This is a genomic window from Streptomyces sp. P5F9 (assembly GCF_057961495.1).
Genome location: NZ_JBXVPZ010000196.1, coordinates 1 through 17550, shown reverse-complemented (window position 1 = coordinate 17550; position 17550 = coordinate 1). Strand labels below are relative to the sequence as shown.

14 protein-coding genes, 1 tRNA gene and 1 pseudogene are annotated in these 17550 nt (G+C 66.8%); 5 read left to right on the top strand and 11 right to left on the bottom strand.

What is annotated here, in order from left to right; all coding sequences use genetic code 11:
• The 3 genes from AC31A1_RS27725 to AC31A1_RS27715 all read left to right on the top strand — a co-directional run.
• A partial coding sequence (locus AC31A1_RS27725; protein WP_489655936.1) for a peptidoglycan-binding protein occupies positions 1 to 542 on the top strand: 542 nt, incomplete at its 5' end.
• Positions 543 to 568: 26 nt separating this feature from the next.
• Entirely contained in the window at positions 569 to 844 is a 276-nt protein-coding gene (locus tag AC31A1_RS27720) for a hypothetical protein (protein WP_489655935.1), read from the top strand.
• A complete protein-coding gene (locus AC31A1_RS27715) occupies positions 841 to 1107 on the top strand; it encodes a hypothetical protein (protein ID WP_327401957.1) in 267 nt (88 codons plus the stop codon). The genes AC31A1_RS27720 and AC31A1_RS27715 overlap by 4 nt, the downstream gene beginning before the upstream one ends.
• A 68-nt stretch (positions 1108 to 1175) precedes the next feature.
• Here AC31A1_RS27715 and AC31A1_RS27710 read toward each other — a convergent pair whose 3' ends face one another.
• The 11 genes and pseudogenes from AC31A1_RS27710 to AC31A1_RS27660 all read right to left on the bottom strand — a co-directional run bounded on the left by AC31A1_RS27710 (position 1176) and on the right by AC31A1_RS27660 (position 14773).
• A complete protein-coding gene (locus AC31A1_RS27710; protein WP_033279981.1) occupies positions 1176 to 5075 on the bottom strand; it encodes a DNA-directed RNA polymerase subunit beta' in 3900 nt (1299 codons plus the stop codon).
• 94 nt (positions 5076 to 5169) lie between these two features.
• The gene (rpoB, locus tag AC31A1_RS27705) at positions 5170 to 8655 is read right to left on the bottom strand and encodes a DNA-directed RNA polymerase subunit beta (protein WP_489655934.1); all 3486 of its coding nucleotides are present in this window, start codon (positions 8653 to 8655) and stop codon (positions 5170 to 5172) included.
• Positions 8656 to 9226: 571 nt separating this feature from the next.
• Entirely contained in the window at positions 9227 to 9607 is a 381-nt protein-coding gene (rplL, locus tag AC31A1_RS27700) for a 50S ribosomal protein L7/L12 (RefSeq protein WP_266776508.1), read from the bottom strand.
• A 123-nt stretch (positions 9608 to 9730) separates the two neighbouring features.
• On the bottom strand, positions 9731 to 10261 hold the full coding sequence (rplJ, locus tag AC31A1_RS27695; protein WP_489655933.1) for a 50S ribosomal protein L10: 531 nt from the start codon (positions 10259 to 10261) through the stop codon (positions 9731 to 9733).
• Positions 10262 to 10526: 265 nt separating this feature from the next.
• Positions 10527 to 10727, bottom strand: a pseudogene (locus tag AC31A1_RS27690) (DUF1396 domain-containing protein); the annotation flags it as partial.
• 137 nt (positions 10728 to 10864) lie between these two features.
• Complete coding sequence (locus AC31A1_RS27685) at positions 10865 to 11806, bottom strand: SCO4651 family lipoprotein (protein WP_489655932.1); 942 nt, start codon at positions 11804 to 11806, stop codon at positions 10865 to 10867.
• A gap of 159 nt (positions 11807 to 11965) precedes the next feature.
• A complete protein-coding gene (gene rplA / locus AC31A1_RS27680; protein WP_093627332.1) occupies positions 11966 to 12691 on the bottom strand; it encodes a 50S ribosomal protein L1 in 726 nt (241 codons plus the stop codon).
• 79 nt (positions 12692 to 12770) lie between these two features.
• A complete protein-coding gene (rplK, locus tag AC31A1_RS27675; RefSeq protein ID WP_019072313.1) occupies positions 12771 to 13205 on the bottom strand; it encodes a 50S ribosomal protein L11 in 435 nt (144 codons plus the stop codon).
• 168 nt (positions 13206 to 13373) lie between these two features.
• Positions 13374 to 14222: a transcription termination/antitermination protein NusG gene (nusG, locus tag AC31A1_RS27670; protein WP_489655931.1), complete on the bottom strand. Its 849-nt coding sequence runs from the start codon at positions 14220 to 14222 to the stop codon at positions 13374 to 13376.
• Positions 14223 to 14299: 77 nt separating this feature from the next.
• Positions 14300 to 14587 (bottom strand): preprotein translocase subunit SecE, encoded by a 288-nt coding sequence (gene secE, locus AC31A1_RS27665; protein WP_405862856.1) that lies wholly within the window; start codon positions 14585 to 14587, stop codon positions 14300 to 14302.
• Between the two features lie 113 nt (positions 14588 to 14700).
• Positions 14701 to 14773, bottom strand: a tRNA-Trp gene (locus AC31A1_RS27660).
• Positions 14774 to 15033: 260 nt separating this feature from the next.
• On the opposite strand from AC31A1_RS27660, the gene AC31A1_RS27655 reads away from it, so the two are divergent.
• Positions 15034 to 16260 carry a pyridoxal phosphate-dependent aminotransferase gene (locus tag AC31A1_RS27655; protein ID WP_403582966.1) on the top strand — a complete coding sequence of 409 codons (1227 nt, stop codon included), beginning with the start codon at positions 15034 to 15036 and terminating at the stop codon, positions 16258 to 16260.
• A gap of 130 nt (positions 16261 to 16390) precedes the next feature.
• Complete coding sequence (locus tag AC31A1_RS27650) at positions 16391 to 17431, top strand: adenosine deaminase (protein ID WP_489655930.1); 1041 nt, start codon at positions 16391 to 16393, stop codon at positions 17429 to 17431.
• Positions 17432 to 17550: the final 119 nt, after the last annotated feature.

Below are 17550 nucleotides of genomic sequence, written 5' to 3'. Positions count from 1 at the left end.
CCGCCCCGAACCAGAACAACACGGACGGCAACGTCCACTTCTACGGCTTCGAGTGCGTGAACCTCGGCGACGGCAAGGACCCCTGGCCCGCAGTCCAGCTGGAGGCGATGGTCCGGGCCTCAGCCGCCCTCTGCCGAGCGCACGGCTGGAACGCCCACTCGGTCATCGGCCACAAAGAGTGGACGAACACCAAGATCGACCCGCGGGGTTTCACGATGGCCGGCTTCCGCACCCGGGTGGCCACCCGCCTCGGCACAAAGGTCACGACGCCCACCAAGCCGGCCAACCCCACCTACCAGCCCTTCCCCGGCGCCGACTGGTTCAAGAAGAACCCCAAGTCCGCGATCGTCACGGCGATGGGCAAGCGACTGGTCGCCGTCGGCTGCTCGGCGTACACCTCCGGCCCCGGCCCCCAGTGGACCACCGCCGACAAGACCTCCTACGCCAAGTGGCAACGCAAGCTCGGCTACACCGGCACCGCGGCGGACGGCTGGCCCGGCGCCACCTCCTGGATCGCGCTGAAGGTCCCGTACAGCTCCTGAACCCCTCGGAAAGGCAAGGTCCACCCATGTCAGAGGCCGCCAAGCGCACCCTCCGTACCGTTCTCCAGACCGCTGTCGGCCTGTGTGTCCTGCTGCCGACGGTCGTCGACGCCGCCGGTGTCCCGGACACCCTGCCCTGGGTGGCCGCGGCGCTGGCCGCAGCCGCCGGAGTCACAAGGATCATGGCCCTGCCCGCCGTACAGGCACTGTTGCCCACCTGGCTGCGCACCGATGTGCCGTCGGCCGACGACGGCGCGCTGCTGAAGCTGGTCAAGGCCGATCCGGAACGGGAGGACACGTGAACGAACCCACGTCCCTGTCCGACCCGATCGCCGTCGCCGTGGAACTGGAACGGCTGCGCGGGACCGTAGAGGCCGGCTTCGCCCGGGTCGACGGCTCCCTCGCGCTGCTGGTCCAGCGCAGCGACCAGACCGACCGCCAACTCGCCGACCACGAACAGCGGTTGGACGCCCTGGAACGCTCCCGCTGGCCACTCGCCAGCATCGGCGCCCTGGCCGCCATAGCGACCGTTGTCGTCACGGCCTGGGAACTGACACCGCACTGAGCAGTATTGGGAAACGCCGAAGGGCGGCACCCCGTGCGGGGTGCCGCCCTTCAACGCGTTTCAGCTACTCACTGGTTGTACGGACCGTAGTCGTAGTCCTCCAGCGGAACGGCCTGGCCGGAGCCCGTGCCGAACGGCGAGTAGTCGATGTCGTCGTAGCCGACGGCCGAGTACATCGCGGCCTTGGCTTCCTCGGTCGGCTCGACCCGGATGTTGCGGTAGCGGGACAGGCCCGTACCGGCCGGGATGAGCTTACCGATGATGACGTTCTCCTTGAGGCCGATCAGGGAGTCGGACTTGGCGTTGATCGCCGCGTCCGTCAGAACCCTGGTCGTCTCCTGGAAGGACGCCGCCGACAGCCAGGACTCCGTGGCCAGCGAGGCCTTGGTGATACCCATGAGCTGCGGACGACCGGAGGCCGGGTGACCGCCCTCCTGCACCACACGACGGTTCTCCTGCTCGAAGCGCGAACGCTCGACCAGCTCGCCGGGCAGCAGCTCGGCGTCGCCGGACTCGATGATCGTCACACGGCGGAGCATCTGCCGGATGATGATCTCGATGTGCTTGTCGTGGATCGACACACCCTGCGAGTTGTAGACCTTCTGGACCTCGCCGACCAGGTGGACCTGGACGGCACGCTGACCCAGGATGCGCAGCACGTCGTGCGGGTTGGTGGCACCCACGGTGAGCTTCTGGCCCACCTCGACGTGCTCGCCCTCGCTGACCAGGAGACGGGCACGCTTCGAGATCGGGAACGCCGTCTCGTCGCTGCCGTCGTCCGGGGTGACGACGAGCTTCTTGGTCTTCTCGGTCTCCTCGATCCGCACGCGGCCCTGGGCCTCGGAGATCGGGGCGACACCCTTGGGCGTGCGAGCCTCGAAGAGCTCGACGACACGGGGCAGACCCTGGGTGATGTCGTCACCGGCCACACCACCGGTGTGGAAGGTACGCATCGTCAGCTGGGTACCGGGCTCACCGATGGACTGGGCGGCGATGATGCCGACCGCCTCACCGATGTCGACCAGCTTGCCGGTGGCCAGCGAGCGGCCGTAGCACATGGCGCAGGTGCCGACGGCGGACTCGCAGGTCAGGACCGAGCGGGTCTTGACCGTCTCGATGCCGTGCTTGACCAGCTCGTCGATGAGGACGTCGCCGAGGTCGGTGTTGGCCGGGGCCAGCACCTTGCCGTCGACGGTGATGTCCTCGGCCAGCGCACGGGCGTACACACTGGTCTCGACGTTGTCGGCCTTGCGCAGGACACCGTCCGCGCCGCGCTCCGCGATGTGCAGCTTGAGGCCGCGGTCGGTGCCGCAGTCCTCCTCGCGGATGATGACGTCCTGGGAGACGTCGACCAGACGACGGGTGAGGTAACCCGAGTCGGCGGTACGGAGGGCGGTGTCGGCCAGACCCTTACGAGCACCGTGAGTCGAGATGAAGTACTCCAGCACCGACAGGCCCTCACGGAAGGAGGCCTTGATCGGACGCGGGATCGTCTCGTTCTTGGCGTTCGACACCAGACCGCGCATACCGGCGATCTGACGCATCTGCATCATGTTTCCTCGGGCACCCGAGTCGACCATCATGAAGATGGGGTTGGTCTTCGGGAAGTTCGCGTTCATCGCCTCGGCGACCTCGTTGGTCGCCTTGGTCCAGATCGCGATGAGCTCCTGCGTGCGCTCTTCCTTGGTGATCAGACCGCGCTCGTACTGCTTCTGGACCTTCTCGTCCTGCGCCTCGTAACCCTTGACGATCTCCTTCTTCGCCTCGGGAACGACGACGTCGGAGATGGCCACGGTGACACCGGAACGGGTCGCCCAGAAGAAGCCGGCCGCCTTCAGGTTGTCGAGCGTCGCCGCCACGATGACCTTGGGGTAGCGCTCGGCCAGGTCGTTGACGATCTCGGAGAGCTGCTTCTTGCCCACCGAGTAGTCGACGAACGGGTAGTCCTCGGGCAGCAGCTCGTTGAAGAGCGCGCGGCCCAGGGTCGTACGGAGGCGGAAGGTGTCACCCTGCTGCCACTCGGGCTCGCCCTCCTCGCGGACCGGCGGCACCCAGCCACGCGGCGGGATGGTGCCCACCGGGAAGCGGATGTCCACGGCCGACTGGAGCGCCAGCTCGCCGCCGTCGAACGCCATCGTCGCCTCGGCCGTGGAGCCGAACGCGCGGCCCTCGCCCTTGACGTCACGGAGTTCACCGTCGGTGGTGAGGAAGAACAGACCCAGCACCATGTCCTGGGTCGGCATGGTGACGGGACGACCGTCGGCCGGCTTCAGGATGTTGTTCGAGGACAGCATCAGGATGCGGGCCTCGGCCTGCGCCTCCGCGGAGAGCGGCAGGTGTACGGCCATCTGGTCACCGTCGAAGTCCGCGTTGAACGCGGTGCAGACGAGCGGGTGGATCTGGATGGCCTTGCCCTCGACCAGCTGCGGCTCGAAGGCCTGGATGCCGAGGCGGTGCAGCGTGGGCGCACGGTTCAGCAGAACCGGGTGCTCGGCGATGACCTCTTCGAGGACGTCGTAGACGACCGTGCGGCCGCGCTCGACCATCCGCTTGGCGCTCTTGATGTTCTGCGCGTGGTTCAGGTCGACCAGGCGCTTCATCACGAACGGCTTGAAGAGCTCCAGCGCCATGGCCTTCGGCAGACCGCACTGGTGCAGCTTCAGCTGCGGGCCGACAACGATCACGGAACGCGCGGAGTAGTCCACGCGCTTGCCGAGCAGGTTCTGACGGAAGCGACCCTGCTTGCCCTTGAGCATGTCGGACAGCGACTTCAGCGGACGGTTGCCGGGGCCCGTCACCGGGCGGCCACGACGGCCGTTGTCGAAGAGCGCGTCGACGGCCTCCTGAAGCATGCGCTTCTCGTTGTTCACGATGATCTCGGGGGCACCGAGGTCGAGGAGTCGCTTCAGGCGGTTGTTGCGGTTGATCACACGGCGGTACAGGTCGTTCAGGTCGGAGGTCGCGAAGCGGCCACCGTCCAGCTGCACCATCGGGCGAAGGTCCGGCGGAATGACCGGGACGCAGTCGAGGACCATGCCCTTGGGGCTGTTGGAGGTCTGCAGGAAGGCAGACACGACCTTCAGCCGCTTCAGCGCACGGGTCTTCTTCTGGCCCTTGCCGGTGCGGATGATCTCGCGAAGCCGCTCGGCCTCTTCATCCAGGTCGAAGGACTCCAGGCGCTTCTGCAGCGCCGCGGCACCCATCGAACCGTCGAAGTACGTGCCGAAGCGGTCACGCAGCTCGCGGTAGAGGAGCTCGTCGCCCTCCAGGTCCTGGACCTTGAGGTTCTTGAACCGGGTCCACACCTCGTCCAGGCGGTCGATCTCGCGCTGCGCACGGTCGCGCAGCTGCTTCATCTCCCGCTCGGCACCTTCGCGCACCTTGCGGCGCACGTCGGCCTTGGCGCCCTCGGCCTCAAGCTCGGCCAGGTCGGTCTCAAGCTTCTTGGCGCGGGCTTCGAGGTCGGAGTCACGCCGGTTCTCGACCTGCTGACGCTCCACGGAGACGTGCGCCTCCAGCGAGGGCAGGTCACGCGTACGGCGCTCTTCGTCGACGAACGTGATCATGTACGCCGCGAAGTAGATGACCTTTTCGAGGTCCTTCGGGGCGAGGTCGAGCAGGTATCCCAGTCGTGACGGGACACCCTTGAAGTACCAGATGTGTGTGACGGGCGCGGCCAGTTCGATGTGGCCCATCCGCTCACGGCGCACCTTGGCGCGGGTCACCTCGACGCCGCAGCGCTCACAGATGATGCCCTTGAAGCGAACGCGCTTGTACTTGCCGCAGTAGCACTCCCAGTCCCGGGTCGGACCGAAGATCTTCTCGCAGAAGAGTCCGTCCTTTTCGGGCTTGAGCGTGCGGTAGTTGATGGTCTCAGGCTTCTTGACCTCGCCGTGGCTCCACTGACGGATGTCGTCAGCGGTGGCCAGACCGATCCGGAGCTCATCGAAGAAGTTGACGTCGAGCACTATGCGTCAATCCCTCTCAGGGTTGTAAGTCTTGGGGTCTGATACGGGGGTCCTGGGGCCGGAGACCTGCGTGGCGCAGGTCTCCGGACTCCCGTCAGACCTCTTCGACGCTGCTCGGCTCGCGCCGGGACAGGTCGATGCCGAGCTCCTCCGCTGCGCGGAAGACATCCTCGTCGGTGTCACGCATCTCGATGGACATACCGTCACTGGACAGCACCTCCACGTTCAGGCAGAGCGACTGCATCTCCTTGATGAGCACCTTGAAGGACTCGGGGATGCCGGGCTCGGGGATGTTCTCGCCCTTGACGATGGCCTCGTAGACCTTCACGCGGCCGGTGACGTCGTCGGACTTGATCGTCAGCAGCTCCTGGAGGGCGTAAGCGGCGCCATAAGCCTCAAGCGCCCACACCTCCATCTCGCCGAAGCGCTGACCACCGAACTGCGCCTTACCACCCAGCGGCTGCTGGGTGATCATCGAGTACGGACCGGTCGAACGGGCGTGCAGCTTGTCGTCGACCAGGTGGTGCAGCTTCAGGATGTACATGTAGCCGATCGAGATCGGCTCCGGGAACGGCTCGCCGGAGCGGCCGTCGAACAGGTTGGCCTTTCCGGAGGCCTGGACCAGGCGGTCGCCGTCGCGGTTCGGGATCGTGGCCTCGAAGAGACCGGAGATCTCGTCCTCGCGGGCACCGTCGAAGACCGGGGTCGCGACGTTGGTACCCGGCGCGACCTGGTCGGCGCCGATGACCTGCAGGCGGCGCGCCCAGTCCTCGCTGAAGCCGGAGACGTCCCAGCCGCGGCTGGCGAGCCAGCCGAGGTGGATCTCCAGGACCTGTCCCGGGTTCATTCGGGACGGGACACCCAGCGGGTTCAGGATGATGTCGACCGGGGTGCCGTCCTCAAGGAACGGCATGTCCTCGATCGGCAGGATCTTGGAGATGACACCCTTGTTGCCGTGGCGGCCGGCCAGCTTGTCACCGTCGGTGATCTTGCGCTTCTGCGCAACATACACACGGACCAACTGGTTGACGCCGGGCGGCAGTTCGTCGCCCTCCTCGCGGTCGAAGACGCGGACGCCGATGACCTTGCCGATCTCGCCGTGCGGCACCTTCAGCGAGGTGTCGCGCACCTCGCGCGCCTTCTCACCGAAGATCGCGCGGAGCAGGCGCTCCTCGGGGGTCAGCTCGGTCTCACCCTTGGGCGTGACCTTGCCGACGAGGATGTCACCGGCGACGACCTCGGCACCGATACGGATGATGCCGCGCTCGTCGAGGTCGGCGAGGACCTCCTCGGAGACGTTCGGGATGTCCCGGGTGATCTCCTCGGGGCCGAGCTTGGTGTCACGGGCGTCGACCTCGTGCTCCTCGATGTGGATCGAGGAGAGGACGTCGTCCTGTACGAGGCGCTGCGACAGGATGATCGCGTCCTCGTAGTTGTGACCCTCCCAGGGCATGAACGCCACGAGCAGGTTCTTGCCGAGCGCCATCTCGCCGAACTCGGTCGCCGGACCGTCGGCCAGCACCTGGCCGGCGACGACCCGGGCGCCCTCGTCCACGACAACCTTCTGGTTGACGGAGGTGCCCTGGTTGGAGCGGGAGAACTTCGCGAGGCGGTACGTGGTGTACGTGCCGTCGTCGTTGGCGGTGGTGATGTAGTCCGCGGAGACCTCCTGGACCACACCGTCCTTCTCCGACTTCAGGACGTCACCGGCGTCGACCGCACAGCGGTACTCCATGCCGGTGCCGACCAGCGGCGCCTCGGACTTAATCAGCGGCACGGCCTGACGCATCATGTTCGCGCCCATGAGGGCACGGTTGGCGTCGTCGTGCTCCAGGAAGGGGATCATCGCGGTCGCGACGGACACCATCTGGCGCGGGGAGACGTCCATGTAGTCGACGTCGTCACCGGGGACGTAGTCGACCTCTCCGCCACGACGGCGGACCAGGACGCGGGTCTCCTCGAACCGGAAGTCGTCCCCGAGCGGCGCGTTGGCCTGCGCGATGACGAATCGGTCCTCTTCGTCGGCGGTCAGGTAGTCGACCTCGTCGGTGACGACACCGTCGGTGACCCGGCGGTACGGCGTCTCGACGAAACCGAACGCGTTGACCCGGCCGTAGGAGGCGAGCGAGCCGATCAGGCCGATGTTCGGGCCTTCGGGGGTCTCGATCGGGCACATGCGGCCGTAGTGCGAGGGGTGCACGTCACGGACCTCGAAGCCGGCCCGCTCACGGGAGAGACCACCCGGGCCGAGCGCCGACAGACGGCGCTTGTGGGTGAGACCCGACAGCGGGTTGTTCTGGTCCATGAACTGCGACAGCTGGCTGGTGCCGAAGAACTCCTTGATGGAGGCGACGACCGGCCGGATGTTGATCAGGGTCTGCGGCGTGATCGCCTCGACGTCCTGGGTCGTCATCCGCTCGCGGACGACTCGCTCCATACGCGCCAGGCCCGTACGGACCTGGTTCTGGATGAGCTCGCCGACGTTGCGCAGACGGCGGTTGCCGAAGTGGTCGATGTCGTCGGTCTCGACGACGATCGTCGTGCCGTTGTCACCGACCGTCTCGGTCTCGCCGGCGTGCAGCTTCACCAGGTACTTGATCGACGAGATGATGTCCTCGACGGTCAGGACGCCGGCGTCCAGCGGGGCTTCGCCGCCCAGCTTCTTGTTGACCTTGTAGCGGCCGACCTTGGCGAGGTCGTAGCGCTTCGGGTTGAAGTAGAGGTTCTCAAGAAGCGTCTGCGCGGCCTCGCGGGTCGGGGGCTCGCCCGGACGCAGCTTGCGGTAGATGTCGAGAAGCGCGTCGTCCTGGCCCTGGGTGTGGTCCTTCTCCAGGGTGGCGCGCATGGACTCGTACTCGCCGAACTCCTCCAGGATCTGCTCGGTCGTCCAACCGAGAGCCTTGAGCAGGACGGTGACGGACTGCTTGCGCTTGCGGTCGATGCGGACACCGACCATGTCGCGCTTGTCGATCTCCATCTCCAGCCAGGCGCCCCGGGACGGGATCACCTTGGCGGAGAAGATGTCCTTGTCGGACGTCTTGTCGATCGAGGAGTCGAAGTAGACGCCCGGCGAACGGACCAGCTGCGACACGACGACACGCTCGGTGCCGTTGATGACGAAGGTGCCCTTGTTGGTCATGAGCGGGAAGTCGCCCATGAAGACCGTCTGGGACTTGATCTCGCCGGTCTCGTTGTTGGTGAACTCAGCGGTTACGAAGAGCGGGGCGGCGTACGTGAAGTCGCGCTCCTTGCACTCGTCGATGCTGTTCTTGGGAGGTTCGAAACGGTGGTCGCGGAAGGTCAGCGACATCGACCCGGAGAAGTCCTCGATCGGAGAGATCTCCTCGAAGATCTCCTCCAGACCGGACTTCGTGGGGACGTCCTGACCCGACTCCAGAGCCGCCTCGACCCGACTCTGCCAGGCGGAGTTGCCGAGCAGCCAGTCGAAGCTCTCGGTCTGCAACGCGAGCAGGTTGGGAACCTCAAGGGGCTCCTTGATCTTTGCAAAGGAGATGCGCAGCGGGGCGGTGCTGGCGCCGTTGTTCGTATTCGCGGTCGAGGCAGTGCGCGAGGCGGCCAAGAGGGGGTCCTTCCGAGGGCTCGGACTCACTACGCGCGTACCGGCCCCTCTCAGGGGCAAAGAGACATGGACTTCCTGAGACGGCCCGGAAAGGCCAGGTCAGAGTTGGTCCGGTCATCGATGCTCAAGTGAGGGCATGCCCCTGGTGACGGGCAGGGAGCAGCTAACAGGCAGCGCAAAGGGTCAGTGTAGCCACTTGGCGCACTGATGTCCAGCCCCGCTTTTTTGAGACCCTCGTCGTGCTCAACACCCTCGGCAAGCTCACGTCCTCAACGCGTTGATACTGCCCTCTTCGCCGCCGATCCATGCCTCGGATTCGGATCGTTGTGACGACGCGTCCTGAGAATTGCGCGCTGCGTGCGGTTCGTCAAGGCCTCCATGGCCCACACCACATACCACCAGGGATGCTCGGAGGCACGAAGAAGATCACCATACTCCGCGAACCCCTGACCGCAAGGCTGCCGCTCACCCGACCCGGGAACGCCGAAGAGCGACCACCCAGATGGATGATCGCTCTTCAGTGCTGAGGCGTTACAAGGTCCTTGGGACCCCGTCCACGACCTCGACGGTGTTACTTGACCTCGACCGAGGCGCCGGCGCCCTTGAGGGACTCGGCGGCCTTCTCGGCGGCGTCCTTGGCGACCTTCTCAAGGACCGGCTTCGGAGCGCCGTCCACGAGGTCCTTGGCCTCCTTGAGACCCAGCGAGGTCAGCTCACGCACGACCTTGATGACCTGGATCTTCTTCTCGCCGGCGCCGGTGAGGATGACGTCGAACTCGTCCTGCTCCTCAGCGACCTCGGCGGCGGCGGCCGGGCCGGCCGGCGCAGCGGCGACCGCGGCGGCGGCGGTGACGTCGAACTTCTCCTCGAACGCCTTCACGAACTCGGAAAGCTGGATGAGGGTCATGGTCTCGAACTCGGCGAGCAGTTCGTCCTGGGTGAGAGCCACGATGGCTTCCTTCCACTAATTTCGGCTGGTGCCGGTGTGTACATGTCTGGCGGGCGTACGTTCGGCCCGCTACGACCGTTGCCGTGGGGCGCGGAGCCTCAGGCGGCGGTCATGCTGCGAGCCGAATTACTCGGCACCGCCCTGCTCTTCTTGCTTGGCGCGAAGGGCGTCCACCGTGCGGACGAGCTTCGACGGAAGCGCCTGGAAGAGCTGCGCAGCCTGAGTCTGCTTGCCCTTGAAGGCACCCGCCAGCTTGGCGAGCAGAACCTCGCGGGACTCAAGGTCCGCGAGCTTCTTGATCTCGTCGGCGGACAGCGCCTTGCCGTCAAGGACACCGCCCTTGATGACGAGGTTCGGGTTGTCCTTGGCGAAGTCACGAAGACCCTTCGCCGACTCCACCGGGTCACCGGTGATGAAGGCGACCGCCGTCGGACCGTTGAACAGGTCGTCGAGCGTAGAGATCCCGGCCTCGTTGGCCGCAATCTTGGTCAGCGTGTTCTTCACCACGGCGTACTGGGCGTTCTCACCGAGCGAACGACGCAGCGTCTTGAGCTGCGCCACGGTGAGACCCCGGTACTCGGTCAGCACGGCGGCGTTCGAGCCGCGGAACTGGTCCGCGAGCTCGGCTACCGCGGCAGCCTTGTCGGGCCTTGCCATAGAGCGTCGGCCTCCTTCCGGGTGATGAGGACCGCTCAGAAGGGGCTGGGACAGAAAAAACGCCCCGGCGCAGGCGCACGGGGCGTAGCTCGACCGGAAACAACATTCCCGGGAACACATCCAGTTCACCTGCGCGGGTCGTCCACTGTTCAGCGGATCCTTCGGTCACCACACCCTTTGACAGGCACGGCAACGACCAGCGGTCTTTGGCTTCTGGACCACCGTACGCGAGCGCCACGCACTGAAGCAAATCCGCCCGTACGGCTCAGCCCTGGGCATCCTTCATCGGCCCGGCGAGGTCGGTGGTGCCCTGCGCCGGCGGGGCGGTGACCGTCACCGGCTTGTTCAGGTCGCGGAAGGTGATCGTCATGTCGAGCGGGCCCTTGTCGCCCGTGGCGGCGGCTGCCTTGACGTCGGCGAGGGTGACCTTGTCGACGTAGTGGGTGGTCCGAACCCCGCCGACGGTCCCGGCGACGAGCAGGGCGGCGAGCCCGGCGCATTCCCGTGAGCCTCGGCGAGCTCCTGTGGCCCCCCGCGAAGTCCCTTGCCCCCGACCGGAGTTGGCCCCGGCCGGACTTGCGCCCGGCCGGAGTGGTCATCCGCTCAGGAACTCGTGCCGGACCCGGTCGACGTGCCGCTGCTGCCCGAACCCGCACCCTGCTGCTTCAGCAGTGCCGTGAAGTCCTCGGTGTCGCTCGCCGGGGGCACGGTCGGGTCGACCTTCACGCCGTAGTCGCTGTAGTAGGCGGTCTGGCTGTACTGACCCGAGGACATCTGGCCCTTCTCGACCTTCTTGATCAGCAGGTTCTGGGCGTTGACCCAGATGTCGACCTGTTCCGTGGTGACGCCGGCCGCGGTGAGCTGCTTCCTCAGGCCGGCGAGCTGGCTCGCGGTGAGGTTGGAGTTCTTGGCGGCGAGGTCGGCGACATTGACCGTGCCCGAGTAGTGCGTGGCCTGCTGGCCGCGGACCGACTCCGTACCGACCTTCTTGACGTCCCCGGAGGCGAGCAGGAGCTTCACCGACTGGTTCGGCGTGGAGTTCTGCATCTGGTCCTTGAGGTACGCGCCGGAGCTGCCGCCGAGCTTGGCCAGGTCGTCGTAGTCGTACTTGAGCCAGTGCTTGCCGCCCGCCTGCTCGGCGAACTTGTCGCCCATCTTCGCGTAGTAGGCGTCCGGCAGATAGCGGGCCTCCATCGACGTGCTGCCGGCCGCGCGCATCGTCTGGGCCATCGTGCCGCCGGTGTACGTCATCGTGAGGACGCCGGTGATGCCGTCGCCCCAGCCGAGGTCGCCCTTGGCGTCCATGGACATCAGGGAGCCCATCACGGTGGAGGACTCGACCTTGGCGGAGTCCGCCTTGTCGGTGGACTGCTCGGCGCTGCGCAGGGCCGCTATGGGGCTCACCCGGGTCGAGCCCTTGCCCACGGCCTTGTCGTCCTTGCCGGAGCTCCCGGAGGACCCCGAGGAACCGCAGGCGGCCACCGAGGCCAGCACGGTCGCCACCGCGATCGAGAGACCCACCCGGCGCACGGTCGTGCTCTTCATCCGTCCCCACCCCTATGCGATTGCTGTGCCTGCCAGAAACGCTAACGCAGCGCACTGACACCCCGTCCGAAAAGAGGACGAGCCCCGCAACCCGAAGGTTGCGGGGCTCGCCCGAATGCTGACGCGCGCCGGACGCGGCTACCGAGGTGAGCGCGGGGCTCAGACGGCGGCCGGGTCCTCCTCGACGAGGAGGTTGCGGGTGCGGTTCGGGTCGACCGGAATGCCGGGGCCGATCGTGGTGCTGATCGCGGCCTTCTTGATGTAGCGACCCTTGGCGGCGGACGGCTTCAGACGGAGGATCTCGTCCAGGGCCGCGCCGTAGTTCTCCACCAGCTTGGTGTCGTCGAAGGACGACTTGCCGATGATGAAGTGCAGGTTCGAGTGCTTGTCGACGCGGAACTCGATCTTTCCGCCCTTGATCTCGTTGACGGCCTTGGCCACGTCCGGCGTCACGGTGCCGGTCTTGGGGTTCGGCATGAGACCACGGGGACCGAGCACGCGGCCGAGGCGGCCGACCTTGCCCATGAGGTCCGGGGTGGCGACGACGGCGTCGAAGTCCAGCCGGCCCTTCGCCACCTCGTCGATGAGTTCGTCGGAGCCGACGATGTCGGCGCCTGCGGCGGTCGCGGCCTCGGCACGGTCACCGGTCGCGAAGACCAGGACCCGGGCGGTCTTACCGGTGCCGTGCGGGAGGTTCACGGTGCCACGGACCATCTGGTCCGCCTTGCGCGGGTCGACACCCAGACGGAAGGCGACCTCGACGGTGCCGTCGAACTTGGAGGTGGAGGTCTCCTTGGCGAGACGGACGGCTTCGAGCGGGGCGTAGAGCTTGTCCCGGTCGATCTTCTCGTCCGCAGCGCGGAGAGACTTGCTGCGCTTGCTCACTACTGCTCCTGTGTGTGTTCTGAGGAGTCGTGGTGTGGGCCGAGCAGGCCCTGCCACGGTCTTTCCTACGAGGTGAAGGTCAGCCCTCGACCGTGATGCCCATGGAACGGGCGGTGCCGGCGATGATCTTCGACGCGGCGTCCAGGTCGTTGGCGTTCAGGTCGGGAAGCTTGGTCGTGGCGATCTCACGGACCTGCGCCTGGGTGATCTTGGCGACCTTGGTCTTGTGCGGCTCGCCCGAGCCCTTCTCGACACCAGCGGCCTTGAGGATCATCTTCGCGGCCGGCGGAGTCTTGGTGACGAAGGTGAAGGAGCGGTCTTCGTAGACCGTGATCTCCACCGGGATCACCCAGCCACGCTGCGACTCGGTCGCCGCGTTGTAGGCCTTGCAGAACTCCATGATGTTGACGCCGTGCTGACCGAGCGCGGGGCCGACCGGCGGGGCCGGGTTCGCCGCACCGGCGTTGATCTGGAGCTTGATGAGCCCCGTGACCTTCTTCTTCTTGGGAGGCATTGCTCTCTCCGGGTCCTAGTGAGAGTGTTCGGCCTCTGTCCGGTTAATCCGGATGGAGGCATACCGCACAACGATAACGGGTATCTATGCGCGGCTAAAAACCGCGCAGGTCAGAGAGGCTTTTGACAGCCCGTCTGACCTGCGCGGAAGACGTAACTCCAGGAAGAACTAGTTCTTCTGGATCTGGTCGAAGGAGAGCTCCACCGGCGTCTCGCGGCCGAAGATCTCGACGAGGCCCTTGACCTTCTTCGAGTCGGCGTTGATCTCGTTGATGGTCGCCTGCAGCGTCGCGAACGGGCCGTCGGTGACGGTGACCGAGTCGCCGACCTCGAAGTCCAGCACCTGGACCTCGACCTTGCGCTGCGGAACCGGCTTGCCCTCGGCCTCGGCCGCCTCGCGCGCGGCCTTCTCCTCGGCCTCCGGGGCGAGCATCTTGACGATCTCGTCCAGGGTCAGCGGGTACGGGTCGTAGGCGTTGCCCACGAAGCCAGTGACGCCGGGGGTGTTGCGGACGACGCCCCAGGACTCGTTCGTCAGGTCCATGCGGACCAGGACGTAGCCCGGGAGCTTGTTCTGCTTGATGGTCTTGCGGTCGCCGTTCTTGATCTGGACGACCTCTTCTTGCGGCACCTCGGCCGCGAAGATGTAGTCCTCGACGTTCAGCGAGACGGCGCGCTGCTCCAGGTTGGTCTTCACGCGGTTCTCGTAACCGGCGTACGTGTGGATGACGTACCACTCGCCGGGCAGGAGACGCAGTTCCTCACGCAGGGCGACGACGGGGTCGACGGGCTCGGCCGGTTCGGCCTCTTCCTCGGCCGCGGTCTCGTCGTCGAGGTCCTCGGTCGCTTCCGCGTCCTCGTCCTCGACGTGCACGGCGACTTCCTCGGCCGGCTCGCCCGCGTCGGCGTCCGCAGCCTCGACCTCGTCCAGCTCCTCGTCCGCGCCCTCGACGATGTCGAGTTCGTCTTCCACGGACTCGTCCGGCTCGACGGCCTCGTTCAGGTTCGGGTCAGACACGTGGCTGCTTCTTCCTGGATACATGGGGGTGGAACACGCGAAAGGGGCGCCGGTCAGGGCGCCCTTCGCTTCCGGCCTCAGCCGAAGACGTACTTCGCGGCGTGATTGAGTCCATAGTCAATCACGGTCACGAGACCGATCATGATGACGACGAAGACGATGACAACCGTCGTGTACGTCGTCAGCTGGTTACGGGTCGGCCAGACGACCTTGCGGAGCTCCGCGACGATCTGGCGGTAGAAGATGCCGAGGCGCTTCAGCGGGCCCTTCTTGGCGCGCTTGCCACCCTTGCGGGCCTTCTTCTTGGACTCCGTCACCTCGTCCTGGGCATCAGGCATGTCGATGGAGCCCACGGCGTCCGCCATTCATCCTCACCTGTTCCCGGGTCGTGGCCGTGCCGCGCCCGGTCTGAGCCGCACGGCGGTGCATTGCTGTACGTACATGCGCTGCGCACACATCCTGGTGAAGGTGTGTGTAGCAGGGCCGGAGGGACTTGAACCCCCAACCGCCGGTTTTGGAGACCGGTGCTCTACCAATTGAGCTACGACCCTTTGTGACGTCCCCAACGTACCGCATCCGCCCGGGTGCTCGGTGTGCACCTGGTAGGGCGCGGCTGTTGAAGGCCAACGAGCTAGGAGTGTACGTGCTCCGGGGCCGGTCGTCGAACAGAAAGTGCCTGTACGGGGATTGCCGGAGAAAGATCGCCCAGGCCGGGGCGGGAATCCGGACGGTTGTTCAATGCCTTCCCGATCCTGTTCAGTCTGTGAAACCGGTGTGCCGGGCGGGTTTCCGGTCTGAAACGATGGGCCCCATGAGCGCCTCAACCCCTCCCACCGAGCGCCGGGTCTCCGCCCGAGTCGGCGCGATCTCCGAGTCCGCCACCCTCGCCGTGGACGCCAAGGCAAAGGCCCTCAAGGCCGCCGGACGTCCGGTGATCGGCTTCGGCGCGGGTGAACCGGACTTCCCGACCCCGGACTACGTCGTCCAGGCCGCCATCGAGGCCTGCTCGAACCCCAAGTACCACCGCTACACCCCGGCCGGCGGTCTGCCGGAGCTGAAGGCCGCGATCGCCGCGAAGACGCTGCGCGACTCGGGCTATGAGGTGGACGCCTCGCAGATCCTGGTCACCAACGGCGGCAAGCAGGCCATCTACGAGGCCTTCGCCGCGATCCTCGACCCGGGCGACGAGGTCATCGTCCCGGCGCCGTACTGGACGACGTACCCGGAGTCGATCCGTCTCGCGGGCGGTGTCCCGGTGGACGTCGTCGCCGACGAGACGACCGGCTACCGCGTCACGGTCGAGCAGCTGGAGGCGGCCCGCACCGAGAACACCAAGGTCGTCCTCTTCGTCTCCCCGTCCAACCCGACCGGCGCCGTCTACAGCGAGGCCGAGGCCGAGGCGATCGGCCGCTGGGCCGTCGAGCACGGCCTGTGGGTCATGACGGACGAGATCTACGAGCACCTGGTCTACGGCGACGCCAAGTTCACCTCGCTGCCCGCGATCCTCCCGGAGCTGCGCGACAAGTGCATCGTGGTCAACGGTGTCGCCAAGACGTACGCCATGACCGGCTGGCGGGTGGGCTGGATCATCGGCCCGAAGGACGTCGTCAAGGCCGCGACCAACCTCCAGTCGCACGCCACCTCGAACGTCTCGAACGTGGCGCAGGTCGCCGCGCTGGCCGCCGTGTCCGGGGATCTGACGGCCGTGGCGGAGATGCGCGAGGCCTTCGACCGGCGCCGCAAGACGATCGTGCGGATGCTCAACGAGATCGACGGCGTGCTCTGCCCGGAACCCGAGGGCGCGTTCTACGCGTACCCGTCGGTCAAGGCGCTGCTCGGCAAGGAGATCCGCGGCAAGCGCCCGCAGGACTCGGTCGAGCTGGCCGCGCTGATCCTGGAGGAGGCCGAGGTCGCGGTCGTCCCGGGCGAGGCCTTCGGGACCCCCGGTTACCTGCGGCTGTCGTACGCCCTGGGTGACGAGGACCTCGTCGAGGGTGTCAGCCGTATCCAGAAGCTCCTGGCGGAGGCCAAGGACTGACGTTTTTCGTGCTCCACGCGCGTGTGCGGGCCGTTTCCCTCCGGGGAGGCGGCCCGCTGCTTTGTGCGAGCAAGACCACGATCGGGGAAAGTGGTACCGGGACGGCGGAAACGTACGGCAGGATTCCCAGATGGAGCGTGTACGTGATGTCTCTGAACTGCCGAAAGCCCATCTGCACCTGCACTTCACCGGGTCGATGCGGCCGACCACCGTGCTGGAGCTCGCCGACAAGTACGGCGTACGCCTGCCCGACGCCCTGACCGAGGCGCTGACCAGCGGGGAGCCGCCGAGGCTGCGGGCGACGGACGAGCGGGGCTGGTTCCGTTTCCAGCGGCTGTACGACGCGGCGCGGTCGTGCCTGCGGGAACCCGAGGACATCCAGCGGCTGGTCCGCGAGGCCGCCGAGGAGGACGTCAGGGACGGCTCGGGCTGGCTGGAGATCCAGGTGGACCCGACGTCGTACGCGCCGCGCCTGGGCGGGCTGATCCCGGCCCTGGAGGTCATCCTGGACGCGGTGGAGACGACCTCCCGCGAGACCGGGCTCGGGATGCGGGTCCTGGTGGCCGCGAACCGGATGAAGCACCCCTTGGACGCGCGCACGCTGGCCCGGCTGGCCGTGCGGTACGCGGACCACGGAGTGGTGGGTTTCGGCCTCTCGAACGACGAACGCCGGGGTATGGCACGGGACTTCGACCGGGCCTTCGCGATCGCCCAGGAGGGCGGCCTGCTGTCGGCGCCGCACGGCGGCGAGCTGGCGGGCCCGGCCTCGGTGCGGGACTGTCTGGACGACCTGCACGCGACCCGGATCGGCCACGGGGTGCGCGCGGCGGAGGACCCGCGCCTGCTGAAGCGCCTCGCCGACCGGGGTATCACCTGCGAGGTCTGCCCGGCGTCGAACGTGGCCCTGGGTGTCTACGAGAAGCCCGAGGACGTGCCTCTGAGGACCCTCTTCGAAGCGGGCGTCCCGCTGGCACTCGGCGCCGACGACCCCCTCCTCTTCGGCTCCCGGCTGGCCGCCCAGTACGAGATCGCCCGCCGCTACCACGCCTTCTCGGACCGCGAACTGGCCGAACTGGCCCGGCAGTCGGTACGCGGATCGGCGGCCCCGGAGGACATGAAGACCAAGCTGCTGTCGGGCATCGACGACTGGCTCAGTGCCCCGGTCGCTTGAAGTGGGCGTAGGGCGGATACGGCTTGAAACAGATCAGGATCTCGACCCCTTCGTCGGGGGCCAGTTCGCCGTGCAGGCAGGTCATGAACGCCGCCCGCCCCTTGACGACCCCCTTCTCC